Genomic DNA, 15,713 nt, shown 5'->3' with positions numbered 1-15,713 from the left:
CATATAAACTATAATCAAGTAAAGTCCTAAATATGCTTGATTAAAAAATGCTAATTCAATTCACCATAGAAAACTTTTTGTCCTTCAGAGATGAAGCGACTTTTAGCATGGTGGCAGTTAATAGCGATAGTCAGCATAGCGATCATCTTGCTCAGCATGAAGCAGGAGAAGGTCGTTCTGTATTGCCAATTGCAGCTATTTATGGAGCTAATGCCGCAGGTAAATCAAATCTCATTAAAGCTATGGGTTTTGTGAAAAATTTAGTTATCAAAGGCACTCGAACAAATCAATCTATTTCCGTACCTACGTTTAAGTTGGGTGATTATGATAAACAAACCAGTAAATTCGAGTTTATCTTTACTCATCAAGGTTCTCAGTACTCTTACGGATTTAGACTAAATAAAGAACAAATCGTTGAAGAATGGCTGCATGGTATTCCTAAAGGCAAAAAAAAGGAAGTAATGTATTTTGAAAGAGTTACTTCTACTTCTTCCAAAAAAGAAACAAGCTTTGAATTTGGCACAATAATTAAGGGAAGAAGTCCGATTAAAGGGAAAGATTCAAACCGACATCTTAATTTAAAATTTATCGCTACAGGGACAAGACCAAACCAACTTTTTTTAACAGAAGCAATTGATCGCAGGATTGAGATTTTGATGCCAGTTTTTAACTGGTTTAAAAACGTACTCATGGTTGTACCTGCTGAATCAAATTTCAAAAATTTAGAGGTTGGGGTGGCTGTAGATGATTCCTTTACAGATTTTCTGAGCAAATTCCTTGTTTTTGCTGGAACAGGTATTGAAGCAATATCAACTGATATGGTTGAACTAGATTTCGACAATCATTTTCCCACTATGCCCAAAGGTTTTAGGGATAGTATTCTTGAGGAACTAGAAGAAAATTCTGTCACGACAGTTGGGAACTCTCAAGGTGGGCGTTTTCTGTTGTTTAAAGACAAAAATGGTCAGGTTAATTTAACTCAACTAAAAACTAGTCATCGTCACGAGAATGGCGATTTGATTGATTTTTCTATGGATGAAGAATCAGAAGGTACACAGCGTCTTATTAATTTGATTCCCTCTCTGTATATTTTAGGAAAAGACGCAGAAAAAGTTGTATTTATTGATGAGTTAGATAGACGATTACATCCACTTTTGTCGAGATGTTTTGTAGAGTCCGCAATAAATTGTAGATCTAAGGGAAATCAACTTATCTTTACAACTCATGATACTAATTTGCTAGATCTAGATTTATTGAGGCGTGATGAGATATGGTTTGTTGAAAAAAATAAAAATGGTATATCTGATTGCTACTCGTTAGCTGAATTTAAGATCAGACCTGATCTTAAGATTGAAAAAGGTTACTTAAATGCTCGTTTTGGAGCGATTCCTTTCTTTGGAAATCCAAAGGATTTAGGATGGTCTGAGTGTGAAGATTCTCTGCCTGAAAAAGTAAATTGATCAAGAGAAATGAGAAAGATAAATCGCACTAAGCTTTTAGACCGTGAGCATGATCGTAGAAGTGCAAAATTATTTGTGATAGCAACCGAGGGGAGAAATACCGAAAAACAGTATTTTGAAATGTTCGGTAATCGCAAGGTGAAGGTGGAAGTATTAGCTACTGGAGAAAAGAATGATTCTGCACCTGAATATGTACTAGAGCGTCTGGATAAATTCAAGGACTTATACGGCTTTAGTGAAGATGATGAGTTATGGCTGGTGCTTGATGTAGATCGCTGGGTAAAAAAGGATCAATTAATTGCTGTCTGCCCTCAAGCTAGGCAAAAAGGATACAAATTAGCTATTAGTAATCCATGTTTTGAAATCTGGCTATGCTTACACTTTAGAGATTTACACCCTGAAGATAAGACTTGTAAGCATTTTGAAGCAAGACTTAAAGCAGATTTAGGGGTCTACAATAAGAGCAATTTAGATATTTCTGCGTACAAACCCAATGTCAAAAATGCAATTGCGCGATCGCGAAGTCTTGACTTAAGACTAAATGAATACTGGACTTCGCAATTAGGTACTCGTGTTTATAAATTGGTTGAGAGTATTTTGCAAAACCTCAATGATTAGTTCCAGAATGGTTATAGCCTTTACAATGTAGCTGTCGCTTATTTAGTAATGCGATCGCCTATATGCCAAAATTAGAACACTGAAGATATTGATTTAGCCATGCAGCAGTTACTTTACATTGAAATCCCTACACCTCAAGTTGCAGCCGTGAAAACATGGCTCCAGAATGAGTACCAATGTCCCTTTGGGAAAAAATCCGTTGCTAAGCATGGCTTTATCCTCGATCGCCAAAATCGCTCAGGAGCGATCGCGCAATTATCAGTATTTATCTGGACATTACAGCGCACGACTTACCTCAAAATATTTCGCTGGTCAGATGAGGTCATGGATGGTGAAAAGGATTTTCTTGAGCATTTGACAAAGGCGGCGCGTCAAGCCTTTCCCTATGAATTTAAACAGCCACCTGCGATCGCCCCAAATCAATCAATTTTTGAAGCCCTAGCTGAGGAATATCCGCTTACGGTCAAATTCTTTCAACGCATTCCCAATGGCGAATATGATCTTAATCGGGTCTATTGGTGGGAAAAACGTTGGCGGGAAAGTGTCAAAAATCCCGCAACTTCCAAGCAGGTGATTTTTGAAGATTCACAAACTAACTCTGTAAAGCCCGACGTAATCTATGACATTGTGTATCTGGGTGGAGCATTGGGCGCTATCCATGCGGCGATGATGGCGAAGTTAGGTTATCGTGTGTGCTTAGTGGAGCGCATTCCCTTTGGACGCATGAATCGAGAATGGAATATTTCCCGTGCAGAATTCCAGAATCTGATTGATTTTGGACTCTTCACTAAAGAAGAATTTGAAGCGATGATTACGGCGGAATATGTGGATGGCTTTAACAAGTTTTTTGATAGCAATAATCCACCGCATCTTAAGGCTAAGGTATTGCATACGCCTACGGTTTTAAATATTGCGATCGATACTAATCGTTTGTTAGAAATTTGTAGCAAAAAATTACATCAATATGGTGCAGTAATTTGCGATCGCACCGAATTTCAGAAAGTAGTAATTAACGATAATGGCGCAACCATCTTTGCAAAGAATTTGGAAACGGATGCAGAGGTAATTCTAAATTCGCGCTTAGTGATTGATGCGATGGGATCGGCTTCAGCGATCGCACAGCAACTAAATGCTGGTCAAGCCTTTGATAGTGTCTGTCCGACTGTGGGTGCAGTTTTAGAAGGAATTGATAAGCATGTGTGGGATTCCCAATATGGCGATGTGTTGTTCAGTCATGGCGATATCTCACGGGGACGACAGTTGATTTGGGAACTCTTTCCTGCGGAAAAGGATGAGCTGACAATTTATCTATTCCATTATCATCAAGTGCATCCAGAGAACGCAGGATCGTTGCTGGAAATGTATGAGGACTTTTTCACGATTTTGCCAGAGTATCGCCGTTGTGATATGGAAAAACTGACTTGGAAGAAAGCAACTTTTGGCTATATCACTGGACATTACAGCCTCAATGAAGATTCTAAAAAATGTGCCTTTGATCGAATTTTAGCGATCGGTGATGCTGCCTCTCTGCAATCCCCCTTAGTCTTTACGGGCTTTGGTTCCCTCGTTCGCAACTTGCCACGTTTAGCGACTTTATTGGATACAGCCCTAAAACACGATTTGCTTAGAGCCGATGATCTTAGCCAGATTAATGCCTATCAAAGTAATATCGCAGTCACTTGGCTGTTTTCTAAGGGAATGATGGTTCCGACGGGGATGCATTTACCGCCAGAGCGTGTGAACTCGATGCTAAATACTTTCTTTGGACTGCTTGCTGATGAGCCGCAACCCGTAAGCGATCGCTTTATCAAAGATCGCCTTAATTGGTTGATGTTTAACCGTCTTGCCTTGATTGCGGCGTTTAAAAATCCCAAGTTAATTCTTTGGATTCTAGAGATGGCTGGGACAAAGGATCTCTTGAAGTGGCTTTCGAGTTATGGGGCTTTTACCCGTAGTTCTTTGGCTAACGCCTTACTGGGTGGATGGTTGCCGCAACTCATGCGTAGTTGTCAAACTTGGCTCGAACCAGCAAATCCTCGTTTGTGGTTGCGTTTACTGAGTTGGAGTTATGCGCTGAATTACTCCGTTGGTAAATTCATAGATTAGAGGATATGCAGTGCATATCCTCTAATCTACGGATTATTAGCCTTTAGGCGCAACATTTATGTCATAGTTTTTTAATCGCGTGAGGTCAGCAACTATGAGCGGAAGCATCTTAGGAACAACCAAAATTTTAGGGGTGATGGGTTTTCCCGTCAGTCATAGTCTTTCGCCTGTGATGCACAATGCCGCGATCGCCGCAATGGGTCTGGACTATGTATATGTGCCTTTTCCAATCCCTGTGGAGGATTTATCTGCGGCGATCGCAGGGCTAAAAGCAATTCAATCAGTGCAAGGCTTTAACCTGACCATTCCCCATAAAGTTGAGGTGATTCCCTTACTTGATGAAGTCTTGCCGATCGCCAAAGCTGTTGGTGCTGTCAATACGGTAAAGCGAGTTGGCGATCGCTGGATTGGCACAAATACGGATGTAGCAGGTTTTTTAAGCCCACTCAAGCAACTTAATTGTGACTGGGGAAATAGTCCTGCGGTGATCCTTGGCAGTGGTGGGGCAGCTAAGGCGGTAGTGGCGGCTTGCTTGGAGTTGGGCTGTCCTGTTATTCATGTGGTGGGACGCGATCCTAGAAAGATGAAAAAATTTCATGGGGCAATGACTAGCCAACTCCACGATTACAATCTGCGGGTACATCCTTGGACTTCAATACCGCATTTGCTAGAAATTGCGGGAATTATCATCAATGCTACGCCGATCGGGATGGCAAGTGATCCTAATACACCCATCTCTGAGGCGGAGATGAATTTACTACCTGATCAGGCGATCGCCTATGATCTGATTTATACACCACGCCCCACAAAGTTTTTGCAAATTGCGGCTGCTAGGGGACTCAAGGCGATCGATGGGTTGGAGATGCTGATCAATCAAGGGGCGATCGGGTTGGAGTTTTGGTTAGATCAACCTGTCCCTATTGAGATCATGCGCCAAGCGTTAATTACACATCTTGGTTAATGACTGATGTTACGTGGAACTTAAGATGATGAATCTCTTTCTGCTAGCACGACAGGGCAACCACGGGGGGATTGTCCCTACCCCAAATAATTTAGATTTTTGTAGGGGCTGTGCCACAGGGAAAGCCCTAGACTTAGATGATCGTAGGCATTCTATCTACCTAACATCAGTTAATGAATAAAAAGAGTTGTTCTCGCAAAGCGAGAACAACTCTTTTTTATTGCCCTGCGTAAGGGTGTAAAACTACGGCTTTAAGAATACGATCGCCTTTCCACAGAGGCAAAGACAGCCATAATTTACCTGCATCGATCCATTGTTGGCGCAGGGCGGCACTACTGAGATGCGGATCGTTGGATTTGAGGCAAATAATATTTAAAGTTGGTTCGCAGACTAGTTCTAATTCGGGTGAATCATCAATCCATTGGCGCAGACTATCAGATAGATCAAGCGATCGCTCGACTAGATAACGACAACCCGAAATTCCCATCGCCTTCAAAGCCATCCATAACTTGAGGCTATCGGTACGTCTGGTTCCCTGCAAATTAAGATTCCCGAAGTTGAGTGTGTGAGCATCCATATAGGGAAGTTCTCCATCAAAGCCATCCACGAGATGCTGCTTATCTTTAACAATTAGCATCGCACAGGTTCGCGCTACCCAGAGCCACTTTTGGGGATTGAATGTCATAGAATCGGCAAGTTCACAGCCTCGGAATAAAGGTTTTAGCTTGGGTGTAAAAATACCTGCTCCACCATAGGCGGCATCGATATGAAACCAACAGTCATAACGCTTAGCAATTTCTCCCACTGATTGAATCGGATCAATGGCTCCTGTTACCGTAGTGCCTGCGATCGCCGCTACAAAAAAAGGTTGTTTCCCTTCTCTAATTGTTTTTTGAATAGCAACTTCCAATTCTTCTAAAATAATTTCGCCACGATAATTTGTGGGAACGCGCACTAAGTTCTCTTTGCCAACACCAATCACATTCATCGCCTTCTCAAAGGAAGTATGGGCAGCATCGGACACAAAAGCCACTAAATTACTGGAATCATCCAAAACCTTGCTCTGAGGCTTTTTCCAGTTTCTCGCTAATAATAGCCCTGAAATATTAGCAAGGCTACCGCCAGCAGTGAGTGTTCCAAAACAATCATTTCCCATGCCAAAGAGATTGCCAAACCATTGCATCAATTGTGCTTCCATTTCCGTAAATACAGGCGCAAGTTCATAGCTCAGCATGTTGTTGTTAATTGCCGAAACTAGCGCATCTGCCCAGATCGTGATCGCACTAGGCACGCTATCCATATGTCCCATATAGCAAGGATTCTGGAAGTTAACAGTACGTGGCAAAATCTGCGAGCGCACTTCTGCCAATAATTCTTGCAAATCTTGTCCATGTTCAGGAATGAGAATATCAAAAGCAGACTCATCTTTGACAAAGGGCTGATTTTGAGTATCCAAAACTGAATCCACGATCAAATCGATAAAGGCGTATCCCAACTTGCGGATGTCTTCAAGATTAGAGCGATCGGGATTAAGGAAGTGAGAATCAAGGAAGAGATTTTTTCGGGAATCGGGCATTGTCGCAGTTTTCAAAGAAGTTGTATCTAAATAATTTTCAAAAGTGTTGCATAGCAACACTTTTGAAAATTTTTTGGGTTTAGCTATTGATGTAAGGAATACGTGGAATTGAAGCAATCAAAGCCTTGGTATATTCGTGTTGAGGATTGGTCAACACTGCTGCGGTACTGCCCTGCTCTACAATCTTACCGCTACGCATCACGGCAATGCGATCACAGAAAAATTGAGCCACAGCGAGATCATGGGTAATGAAAATATAGGTAAGCTTAAATTCTTCCTTGAGATCGCGCATTAACTGCAAAACTTGGCTCTGAATTGAGGCATCAAGCATACTCACAGGCTCATCACAGATCACTAATTTAGGGTTAGTAATCAACGCACGGGCGATCGCGACTCTCTGCAATTGACCACCCGATAAATCCGAAGGATAGCGTTCGGCTAGTTGGGAATTCAGTCCTACTTTTTCGAGAATGGCATAGACTCTTTCGCGGGCTGATTCAAGATCGGGGGCAAGTTTATGAATTAGCAATGGATCGGCAACGCTACGAAATACGCTCATATAAGGACTGAAGCAAGCACGCGGATCTTGAAAAATCATTTGCATCTGCGATCGCATTTGGCGCAATTGCTCACCTTTAAGTTTGGTTAGTTCGACACTATTAAACCGTACTAACCCGCGATCGGGCTTGATCAATTGCAAAATTGCTCTTCCCGTTGTACTTTTGCCAGAGCCACTTTCGCCAATAATGCCAAAGGTTTCCCCTGAGAGTATTTCCAAATCGATACTATCCACGGCTTTAACCAAACCAATCGAAGGATCAACTAATCTTGTTAGTAAATTTCCGCCTGTCACATAATGCTTTTTCAGGTGGTTGACATAGAGAATTACTCTGGGTGACGATTTGAGAGGGGTCTGAATTTTTTCAATTACTTTAACCTCTTCCTGATCTAGCCTCTCTTCTAGAACATTTTCTGAAATGTTTTCTGGAATAGCTTCAGGAATATCTTGATCTTGGACTTCAGGAACTTCCTGAATATCTAAACTAGAAGATAATACTTCAGGATGGAAATGCAGAACCGAAGCCAGTAAGCTTTGGGTATAGGGATGTTGGGGGGATCGAAAAATTTCTTCAACCGAGCCTGTCTCCACAATTACCCCGTTATACATCACGGCAATGCGATCGCAATATTCGGCAACCATACCGAGATCGTGGGTGACCAATAGTAACCCCATAGAACGGCTTTTGCGAAGTTCTGTTAGTTCTTTGAGAATATCGGTGGCAACGGTGACATCCAGACTGGTGGTTGGTTCGTCGGCAATTAATAAAACAGGATTTAACAGTAACGACAGAGCGATCGCCACTCTCTGACGCATCCCACCGCTAAATTCATGGGGATATTGCCTAGCCCTTGATGGATCGATACGAACGGCTTTGAGCGCATCATTGAGGCGTTGTTTTGCGGACTGGGCTGACAACTTAGGATAATGGGACGCTAACACCTCTAAACCATGCGCCTCTATGCTCATCAATGGATCGAGCCTTGTCATCGGATCTTGAAATATTAAGCCAACTTTTTCGCCGCGCCATGTGCCATCTTTTTTCTCAGCGATCGCTTCGCCATCGACACAGATCGTCCCTTCAGTGCTGGCATATTGGGGTAATAGCTTAATTAGCGATCGCCCTATCGTCGATTTACCACAGCCACTTTCGCCGATTAACCCTAGTGCTTCACCTGCTTGTAAGTGGAAAGTAACGCGATCGACCGCAGGTTCTGCATCGCCATAACGAATAGTCAGGTTTTCGACTTCAAGCAGCATGGTTTCTAAGGACTGAATGTAGGCATCTCAAGCTAAAATATCACGCTTCAAGGCATTTACTGCGCTTTGCGCTCAAACCCAAACCAAGAAATTTTTTAAAAATACTGTAAAGCAACACTTTCAAAAAATTTCTTGCGATTCGTTCGACAGAAATTGCTGGGACCAATGAATAGCGACAATTTTGTGGTTTTAAGTAACTAGGCACAAGAAAAATCAAAAAGCAAAGGTTAAGATCCCCGACTTTTTTTGTGAATTTGTACATTGTCTTTGCTTGCCCAGAAAAAGTCGGGGATCTGTGCATTTATAGATCTTTTTTCTAACTTCCTTAACGTCAGTTCGACGAAAGTGAAAAATGATAAGAATCGCTAAGCGATTCTTACCATTTTTCGCCATTTGCGGCGTGCTTCGCACGCCGCAAATGGCTATATCGAACTCACGTTTCCTTAGTATAGCAATCCTAAATGGGTTGTGAGAGTGCGCCCCGAAGGGGCGCACTCTCACAACCCTGCAAATCTTACAAATCATTTAGGATCGCTATATCTGCATTGCTAAAAATACAAAATTGGTTTCTATAAAGTTTGCAAAATCTCTTCTAACGTCTTTTCTGCTGTAATAAAAGAATTGATGAGTGGAGTAAATGTATCTAGGATATGTACAAACAAAACGATCATCTGTTGTAAAGTTTCAGGCTCTAACAAAGCCCATTTCTCTGAAGTCATCACATATCGATAGAAAAGATTTAACTTCTCGTTTATTCCAAAGTGACCAATAGGAACATGATTGTTAACCGCAAGAAGGAGATTTGCTAATCCATTATGTTCAGACAATACTTCAAAAAATAATGGAGTATAACACTGAATCAAACTCAGATAATCGAAATCATCTTGATCATCTTGAATTACGAAAGTAAAGTTAAGCGTGCGATCGCGTCCTTGAGAATCTCGCGGTAAACCCACTAATAACAACGGAGCTTTCAATAATGATGGATCATCTGATTGCTCAAACATCTTGGTGTCATATCCTAATTCTTTAATAGCTTGTTGAAAGTGAGTCAAAACGCGCTTTTGGTTCGTAAAATCAAGATTAGAAGACATGATAATTATTTAGCTCAACTAGGATTCCATGTATTTTTTTCTTTGATAGCCTCCTTTACAGCCAGTTGGGTACTATCATCCAGCAGATTAATCGCTCTATTCATTTCTTTAGCAAAATCTGGCTCAATCAAAACAGCCAAGCGATGTAACCTACCGATATGTTCAGGTTTGCCAACGCTAGAATTCACAGCCGCACGCATAGCGGCTTTTTGGGTGGACTTTTCTTGCTCCTCTCGTTTTTTTACTTGAGCATTACTATCGATACTGCTTGTGATTGTACTGCCAATAGCGCGACCTGCATACATACCCCAACTTGGAAGCGTCTCCACACCTTTGCTAAACAGACTTGTACCCCATTTGCCTACACCACCAAACATACTACCTACGCCTTCCACTCCACCTAGTACTGTTTGTTGCGCTCCTTCCCAATAGCCGATGCTATTGTCAAGAATCTCTAATGCATCAATTAACTGTGTATTAGAGCCTGCATCAGATTTCAATTTATTGATCGCGTTACGATTAATTTTGGTATTAGCCATTTTAGTGACACCACCTAAGCTTTTGGCACTAGCACCTGCTACGCCTACAGCATCGGGCACTCCTGGAATAAGAGAAGCAATTCCAGAGATTCCACTTAGTAAGGTCATGCCTCCTTCTACATATTTACTTTGTTTAGCGATCGAAGATCCACCCTCGTAAGTATCTTTAATACCGCCAATTCCGCCACCAAAGCCCTCCATCGCAACGTCAGATGTGGCTGATACCACTTTACTGGCTGTACCTAATAAAGAAGGTAACATCGCTGCAATTTCAGCAGCATCTTCACCTGTTTCCACTGCTGAACCAACAAGATCAAGGATTTGAGCAAAATTAGAAACTCCTTCGGTGATAGTTGATAAGGAACTTTCTTTTAAGCCCTTGATTATTTGATCAAACTTAGTGTTTTGTAGAGCTTTATAGCGAACAAGCTCTGTATCCGAGAGAGTATCAAAATACTCTTCTAATCCTGCACCAATTACCTTGTTATACTTCCCTTTACCTAAACCATTACTTAAGCGATCAAGTCTAGATTGGTCTAGGTTACGTTGAATAATTTGTGATTCTGGAGTTCGTTGGAGAATTTGAACACTAGTACTTGTATTCATTCCCTCTCTTTTGAGTCGTAATTGATTAGGTAGTTTCTGTTCATACTTTTGAACGATATTAGGAGTAATCTCCATATTTCCATGATCAGATCTTCTCTGAACACCGCCAAACATCATTCTCTGTAACTGAGCAGTACGAAATTCTTGTCTTTGAACTAAATTCACCGCAGATTGCTCTTGAGAGATATTGTGGGATTTTCCGTTGTTTTCTTGTTGCTGAATGCGAGAACTAGTGGATAAATCTATCAAAGAATTGAGATTGCTTCGATCAGCGAATTTTGCTAGATCGGCTGTTTGATCTTGAGGCGTATTTGGATCACTCTGATTTTGAGTTCCAAAGGGACGAGTCTGTAACCTTGCTTGTATTGAATTAAAAGGAACTACTGGAGATATAGCGACATCTTTCTTGTGTGTGACATATGTTTCGTTATTCATAGCTAGTTTCCCCCTTACAGTTAATTAGCAACTAGATAAAATCGTAGCATTATCCAGATCATTTTCAAATGGGTGTATATAGCAATGTAAGTTTTGCTTAGGATATAAAGCCAAAAAGATGGGTGGCGGCGCTTTGCGCCGCTACTCATCTTTTTGGCTTTGATTTTTCCTATCTATCTCTTGCGTTGCTATATATAGCGATCCTAGATCCTAAATGAGTTGTGAGAGTGTGCCCGAAGGGCACACTCTCACAACTCATTTAGGATTGCTATAAATCTATTCAGTTTTTGTGATTAGGTTTCATTTCTAAATAACGAAGAACTTGGGTGAGATCTAAATGTGTTTCGATTAAATCTGCCATATTGTTATAGAGACTTTGTTGATGCTCTAGCCAAGACTGGGAAGAAGGTTGATGTTCAGAAATATTTGCTAATTGAGTTAAAGCTTTGCGGACATTGGCGGACTCAAATAAACCATGCAAATAACTACCCCATACCCGATCGCATTGCATTCCTTCATCACGAAACTCGCGATCGCCTTGCACTTGCAGCAAAGGCTGGATTTGCGAAGATTCTCTTCCATCAATTAAGTGAGTAACACCCATATGAATCTCGTAGGTCATCCATTTATCGATAGATTGTGACCTTTGCCAAATCGCTTGTACCTGACGCACCTGTTTGGTTGCCATAAATTCAGTGCTAATTGGTAGTAGCCCTAATCCTGCTACTTCACCTTGAGAACCAGCGACACCTTCGCGATCGCCTAGATATTTCCCTAACATCTGATAACCACCACAGATGCCAGCGATCGGCACGCCGCGCCGATGTGCTGCGAGAATTGCATCAGCTAAGCCCGTAGTTCGCAACCATTGCAGATCGCTAAGAGTGTTTTTACTACCTGGGAGAATAATTATCTTCGCATTATCCAAATCGGCAATAGTTTGCACCCAAACGGTTTCTATTCCTAAATCTAATTGCCAAGGCTGACTATCTTGGGAATTGGACAAATGGGGAAATCTAATCCAAGCAATCTTTGCACCTTGCCCTTTAGCTTCCGCTTCACCGCATAGACTATCTTCGCTCTCAGGTTGCAATTCTGAAGCATAGGGAAGAACTCCTAAATAGGGAAGATTTGGCATGTAGTTACGAAAGTACTTTTCAGCATCACTAAATAACCTTAAATCACCACGAAATTTGTTGACAATAAAGCCTAATCCTAAATCCTGTGCAGGTTCAGGCAAAAGCTGATTTGTGCCAATAATCTGAGCAAATACACCGCCCTTCTCAATATCACCCACAAGAATCCATCTTCCTTGCAAATGAATGATTGGGCGTAAATTCACAAGATCGCGATGCATGAGATTTAGTTCTACAGGGCTGCCTGCACCTTCTAGCAGCAAAACATCACAGCGATCGCGCCAAAACTCAAGGGTGTCCCGTACAGTTTCCCAAAGCGTTTCGATATGTTGATAGTAATCAATTGCCGCAATATGTTGCCGCGCTTCACCTAATAAAACTAACTGCGAAGTTCCATTTCCTGATGGCTTTAACAGAATTGGATTCATTTCTACGATTGGACGCATCCCACAGGCGATCGCTTGCACTGCTTGCGCCCGTCCTATTTCCCCGCCTTCCAAGGTCACATAGGAGTTATTTGACATATTTTGGGCTTTAAATGGTGCAACTTTGACACCATTGCGCCTTAGCCATGCTCCTAAAGCTGTGACCATCCAGCTTTTTCCAGCATTAGACGAAGTTCCTAAAACAGAGATGGCTTTCATAAATATTAAGCTAAGGTAATTCTTTTTTATTACTGATGTTACGAGGAATGAAGATTGCCCTCACCCCCCAACCCCCTCTCCCAGAGAGGAGAGGGGGAGCAAAACCCAGAAAATTCTTGTTCCCCTCGCCCTTGGGGAGAGGGGCTAGGGGTGAGGGCAATCAGTTATAAGCAGGGGCGCACTCTTGCTAATCTATTTAAGCTTTGTGCTGCAAAAAACCAACTAGACTTTGTAAAAAAGTATTACTAATTGGTGGTCGCTCTGAAGCATTGCTGACCTGTCCATTAGTATCCCCAGCGATCGCAAGGGCATTATCCGTATTATTAGAGTTACTAGACATTCCCATATCAATATCAGGAACTTCCTCTACCAGTCCCACTACAATCAACCGAAATGCTATTTGCTGCACCTTGGCGATCGGTAAACTAAGTTGCTCCCCCATTTTTTTGATGCTTGTATAACCATCTGCAAGTGATAATATTTGCGTCTCATTACTATCCAACCGTAATGGAGATTGACCCGAAATAATATTGAACAAAGTCGAATTTGCTTCAGGTAACTTACTTTCGAGGATGTTCCAATCCTTGAGACTGCGTAATCCCATTAACGTCGTCTCAGTAGCAGGTAAACTTAAACCTGTCATTTCGGCTTTAGGCAAATTTGCATTGGCATCAAAACGAAATAACCCTGTCTCCACCTGAAAGAGCGCACAAACTTGTCGAAGTACTTGAACACTAAATAATAGTTTGAGTTGGTCTGGCTGCAATATACCCAAGGATTTTAAATTGAGTCCCAAAAGCGCATCTTCTTTGAGCAATCTTTCTAGTTCTAATCTTTGGGTGTCATTCAGCCAACCTCTTTGTTCAATCAATCGCACTAGTCCACGATTATCTAAGCGATCGCCTGCGGCGACAACTCTTCCATTTTGGAGCCAAATATGTCGTAAAAAAGGTTTTCCCGTCTGTACATTTTGGGGATCTCTAATCGTTAAGATACCAGTTTTTTGTCCTTGATCTAAAAACTGAAATATCTCTGGGAGGGAAAACTCAGATAAAGAGCCTGTAATTGCCATAACTGTAAATTAGAGAGTAAATGCTTAGAGCTATAGTCTATTAAGATTTGGATCAACTTGTTTTTGGCTGTTATGTAGCTAGAATAAACAATCACATCAAGCAGCAGACCTTTGAATATAGTATTGCACCAAAGCGACGATCGCCTGAATAACTGTATCGCGCTCCTCTGCATTTAAAACGATCACTGGGGGTTGATTTTTCTCATCGACAAAACCCAACGCCAGCTTGATATTCTCACTTGACCATGCACCTTCACAGTCCATATGGGTAATCCCAATGATGTAAGGAATCTGCACCCGTCGATTCATATAACTGAGAATGCGCCTTGCATAACGAAACTCATGGGGACGATGGGCTGCAACTAGGAGAATGAAAGCATGGGCTTTGCGAATCAAAATATCCCACATAAAGTCAAAGCGCTGTTGTCCGGGAGTTCCGTAAATATGTAAAGCCATCTCAGGTCCAAAGGTCAATCTACCAAAGTCCATCGCGACCGTAGTTTTATGTTTTATTTCTGCTGTTTCATCTGTGGCGCAGCGATCGGTATCAACAACATCGATTTCACTTACTGTCCGAATAAAAGTTGACTTCCCCGCCCCAACAGTTCCAGCTACAACCAAACGCATAATTTCCATAAATTTTTTTATTCTTTGCCTATAGCTATCTAATCAATATAATTTTCACGGACGCATAGCATCCGTGAAAATTCAACTAGAAAATTTAACTAGGCAAGAGCCGCCTTCAGATCACCAGTCACTCGCTTGATTTCCAGCATCAATAAACCTTGTTTTGCGGCTTTACTTGCCAATACCAACAATACAGCCTCCTCACCGCAACTGGTCAAGATGCCATAGCCTTTGTCGCCTTCAACGTACAGGCGATCGATCACCCCTCTAGCTAGCTCATTACCAATGCGCTCGCCAAGAGAGAGCATTGCGGCTGACATCGCTGATACCCTCTCTTCGTCCATTCCACTTGGTAAAGTAGAAGCTAGAGGCAAGCCATCGGGCGATACTAGGGCTGCTCCTTGGACATCACTGGTGCTGGTTACCAGATTTTGTAAAATACTTTCCAGCTTCGCAACGTTAATACCCATTATCTTTCTCCTTGTTTTGAATTTTGAATTATTTGTAGATTTAGTTTTGTAGACTTAGTTTTGTAGACTTAGTGAAAAGATTATGCAGCTAACCGATAACCTCATACTCAATCACATCATGGGAACCGCCGCGCAAAACAGATTCTGTTTGCTTGCCGCGCAGACGTTTTCCCTCAAGCTGCTCCAGCACACCTTGAATTGCTCCCAATGTAAAAGACAGTTTACGAGGAGAACCTTCGGGTTCACCAGCAGAGCAAATTGTTTCCCGACAGTAGACCTTGATTGATGCATCGGTTTCCTCAATTTTGTCTACAATGCAAAGTTTTGTCCCGTCTTTACCCAAAGCTTTTTGAAGAAGGGAAACAAGTTCGTCATGAGAAATGTTCTTCCCTTTAATTCCAAGCTGTTCAGCAAGTTGCTTACCGCGATTGCGACCTGCGGAGATCAACGCGATCGCCGCCGCTTTTTCACCTAGGGCTTCTTCAGTCCCAGTCACTACCGCTTTAAAACAAACAATACTACTAAAATCACCAAGTTCGGTACGCATAAT

Annotated in this window: 13 protein-coding genes; 4 read left to right on the top strand and 9 right to left on the bottom strand. The window is 41.9% G+C overall.

Translation table 11 applies throughout. The annotated features are described in order from the left end of the window. Positions 1 to 47 precede the first annotated feature (47 nt). From VB775_RS04640 to VB775_RS04625, 4 genes are all read left to right on the top strand, one after another. A complete protein-coding gene (locus tag VB775_RS04640) occupies positions 48 to 1,460 on the top strand; it encodes an AAA family ATPase (protein ID WP_281009132.1) in 1,413 nt (470 codons plus the stop codon). 9 nt (positions 1,461 to 1,469) lie between these two features. Next, the gene (locus VB775_RS04635) at positions 1,470 to 2,078 is read left to right on the top strand and encodes an RloB family protein (RefSeq protein ID WP_281009131.1); all 609 of its coding nucleotides are present in this window, start codon (positions 1,470 to 1,472) and stop codon (positions 2,076 to 2,078) included. Positions 2,079 to 2,177: 99 nt separating this feature from the next. Continuing rightward, the gene (locus VB775_RS04630) at positions 2,178 to 4,184 is read left to right on the top strand and encodes an NAD(P)/FAD-dependent oxidoreductase (protein WP_281009130.1); all 2,007 of its coding nucleotides are present in this window, start codon (positions 2,178 to 2,180) and stop codon (positions 4,182 to 4,184) included. A gap of 94 nt (positions 4,185 to 4,278) precedes the next feature. Next, positions 4,279 to 5,145, top strand: coding sequence for a shikimate dehydrogenase (locus tag VB775_RS04625; protein ID WP_281009129.1), 867 nt, complete (start codon positions 4,279 to 4,281; stop codon positions 5,143 to 5,145). Positions 5,146 to 5,362: 217 nt separating this feature from the next. Here the strand turns inward: VB775_RS04625 and VB775_RS04620 are convergent, their stop codons facing one another. The 9 genes from VB775_RS04620 to VB775_RS04580 form a co-directional block, all read right to left on the bottom strand. After that, positions 5,363 to 6,721, bottom strand: a complete 1,359-nt coding sequence (locus VB775_RS04620) for a pyridoxal phosphate-dependent decarboxylase family protein (protein WP_281009128.1) — start codon at positions 6,719 to 6,721, stop codon at positions 5,363 to 5,365. 79 nt (positions 6,722 to 6,800) lie between these two features. Continuing rightward, the gene (locus VB775_RS04615; protein ID WP_281009127.1) at positions 6,801 to 8,540 is read right to left on the bottom strand and encodes a dipeptide ABC transporter ATP-binding protein; all 1,740 of its coding nucleotides are present in this window, start codon (positions 8,538 to 8,540) and stop codon (positions 6,801 to 6,803) included. Between the two features lie 569 nt (positions 8,541 to 9,109). Next, complete coding sequence (locus VB775_RS04610) at positions 9,110 to 9,634, bottom strand: hypothetical protein (RefSeq protein WP_281009126.1); 525 nt, start codon at positions 9,632 to 9,634, stop codon at positions 9,110 to 9,112. 14 nt (positions 9,635 to 9,648) lie between these two features. Then, positions 9,649 to 11,214, bottom strand: coding sequence for a hypothetical protein (locus VB775_RS04605; protein ID WP_281009125.1), 1,566 nt, complete (start codon positions 11,212 to 11,214; stop codon positions 9,649 to 9,651). A gap of 280 nt (positions 11,215 to 11,494) precedes the next feature. After that, a complete protein-coding gene (locus VB775_RS04600) occupies positions 11,495 to 12,994 on the bottom strand; it encodes a cobyric acid synthase (protein ID WP_281009124.1) in 1,500 nt (499 codons plus the stop codon). Positions 12,995 to 13,190: 196 nt separating this feature from the next. Then, complete coding sequence (locus VB775_RS04595; RefSeq protein WP_281009123.1) at positions 13,191 to 14,066, bottom strand: DUF4388 domain-containing protein; 876 nt, start codon at positions 14,064 to 14,066, stop codon at positions 13,191 to 13,193. A gap of 96 nt (positions 14,067 to 14,162) precedes the next feature. Further along, the gene (locus VB775_RS04590) at positions 14,163 to 14,702 is read right to left on the bottom strand and encodes a GTP-binding protein (RefSeq protein ID WP_281009122.1); all 540 of its coding nucleotides are present in this window, start codon (positions 14,700 to 14,702) and stop codon (positions 14,163 to 14,165) included. An 89-nt stretch (positions 14,703 to 14,791) separates the two neighbouring features. Beyond that, positions 14,792 to 15,163 carry a roadblock/LC7 domain-containing protein gene (locus tag VB775_RS04585; RefSeq protein WP_281009121.1) on the bottom strand — a complete coding sequence of 124 codons (372 nt, stop codon included), beginning with the start codon at positions 15,161 to 15,163 and terminating at the stop codon, positions 14,792 to 14,794. A gap of 88 nt (positions 15,164 to 15,251) precedes the next feature. After that, positions 15,252 to 15,710, bottom strand: coding sequence for a hypothetical protein (locus VB775_RS04580; RefSeq protein ID WP_281009120.1), 459 nt, complete (start codon positions 15,708 to 15,710; stop codon positions 15,252 to 15,254). Positions 15,711 to 15,713: the final 3 nt, after the last annotated feature.

This window comes from Pseudanabaena sp. CCNP1317, assembly GCF_034931345.1.
GTDB classification, from domain to species: Bacteria; Cyanobacteriota; Cyanobacteriia; order Pseudanabaenales; family Pseudanabaenaceae; genus Pseudanabaena; species Pseudanabaena galeata.
Note: the sequence above shows the minus strand (reverse complement) of the source record. Positions and strands in the feature narration are given on the sequence as shown.

Coding starts and splice junctions, on each gene's coding strand:
- VB775_RS04640 (WP_281009132.1), top strand. CDS start 48: ATGCTAATTCAATTCACCATAGAAAACTTTTTGTCCTTCAGAGATGAA.
- VB775_RS04635 (WP_281009131.1), top strand. CDS start 1,470: ATGAGAAAGATAAATCGCACTAAGCTTTTAGACCGTGAGCATGATCGT.
- VB775_RS04630 (WP_281009130.1), top strand. CDS start 2,178: ATGCAGCAGTTACTTTACATTGAAATCCCTACACCTCAAGTTGCAGCC.
- VB775_RS04625 (WP_281009129.1), top strand. CDS start 4,279: ATGAGCGGAAGCATCTTAGGAACAACCAAAATTTTAGGGGTGATGGGT.
- VB775_RS04620 (WP_281009128.1), bottom strand. CDS start 6,721: ATGCCCGATTCCCGAAAAAATCTCTTCCTTGATTCTCACTTCCTTAAT.
- VB775_RS04615 (WP_281009127.1), bottom strand. CDS start 8,540: ATGCTGCTTGAAGTCGAAAACCTGACTATTCGTTATGGCGATGCAGAA.
- VB775_RS04610 (WP_281009126.1), bottom strand. CDS start 9,634: ATGTCTTCTAATCTTGATTTTACGAACCAAAAGCGCGTTTTGACTCAC.
- VB775_RS04605 (WP_281009125.1), bottom strand. CDS start 11,214: ATGAATAACGAAACATATGTCACACACAAGAAAGATGTCGCTATATCT.
- VB775_RS04600 (WP_281009124.1), bottom strand. CDS start 12,994: ATGAAAGCCATCTCTGTTTTAGGAACTTCGTCTAATGCTGGAAAAAGC.
- VB775_RS04595 (WP_281009123.1), bottom strand. CDS start 14,066: ATGGCAATTACAGGCTCTTTATCTGAGTTTTCCCTCCCAGAGATATTT.
- VB775_RS04590 (WP_281009122.1), bottom strand. CDS start 14,702: ATGGAAATTATGCGTTTGGTTGTAGCTGGAACTGTTGGGGCGGGGAAG.
- VB775_RS04585 (WP_281009121.1), bottom strand. CDS start 15,163: ATGGGTATTAACGTTGCGAAGCTGGAAAGTATTTTACAAAATCTGGTA.
- VB775_RS04580 (WP_281009120.1), bottom strand. CDS start 15,710: ATGCGTACCGAACTTGGTGATTTTAGTAGTATTGTTTGTTTTAAAGCG.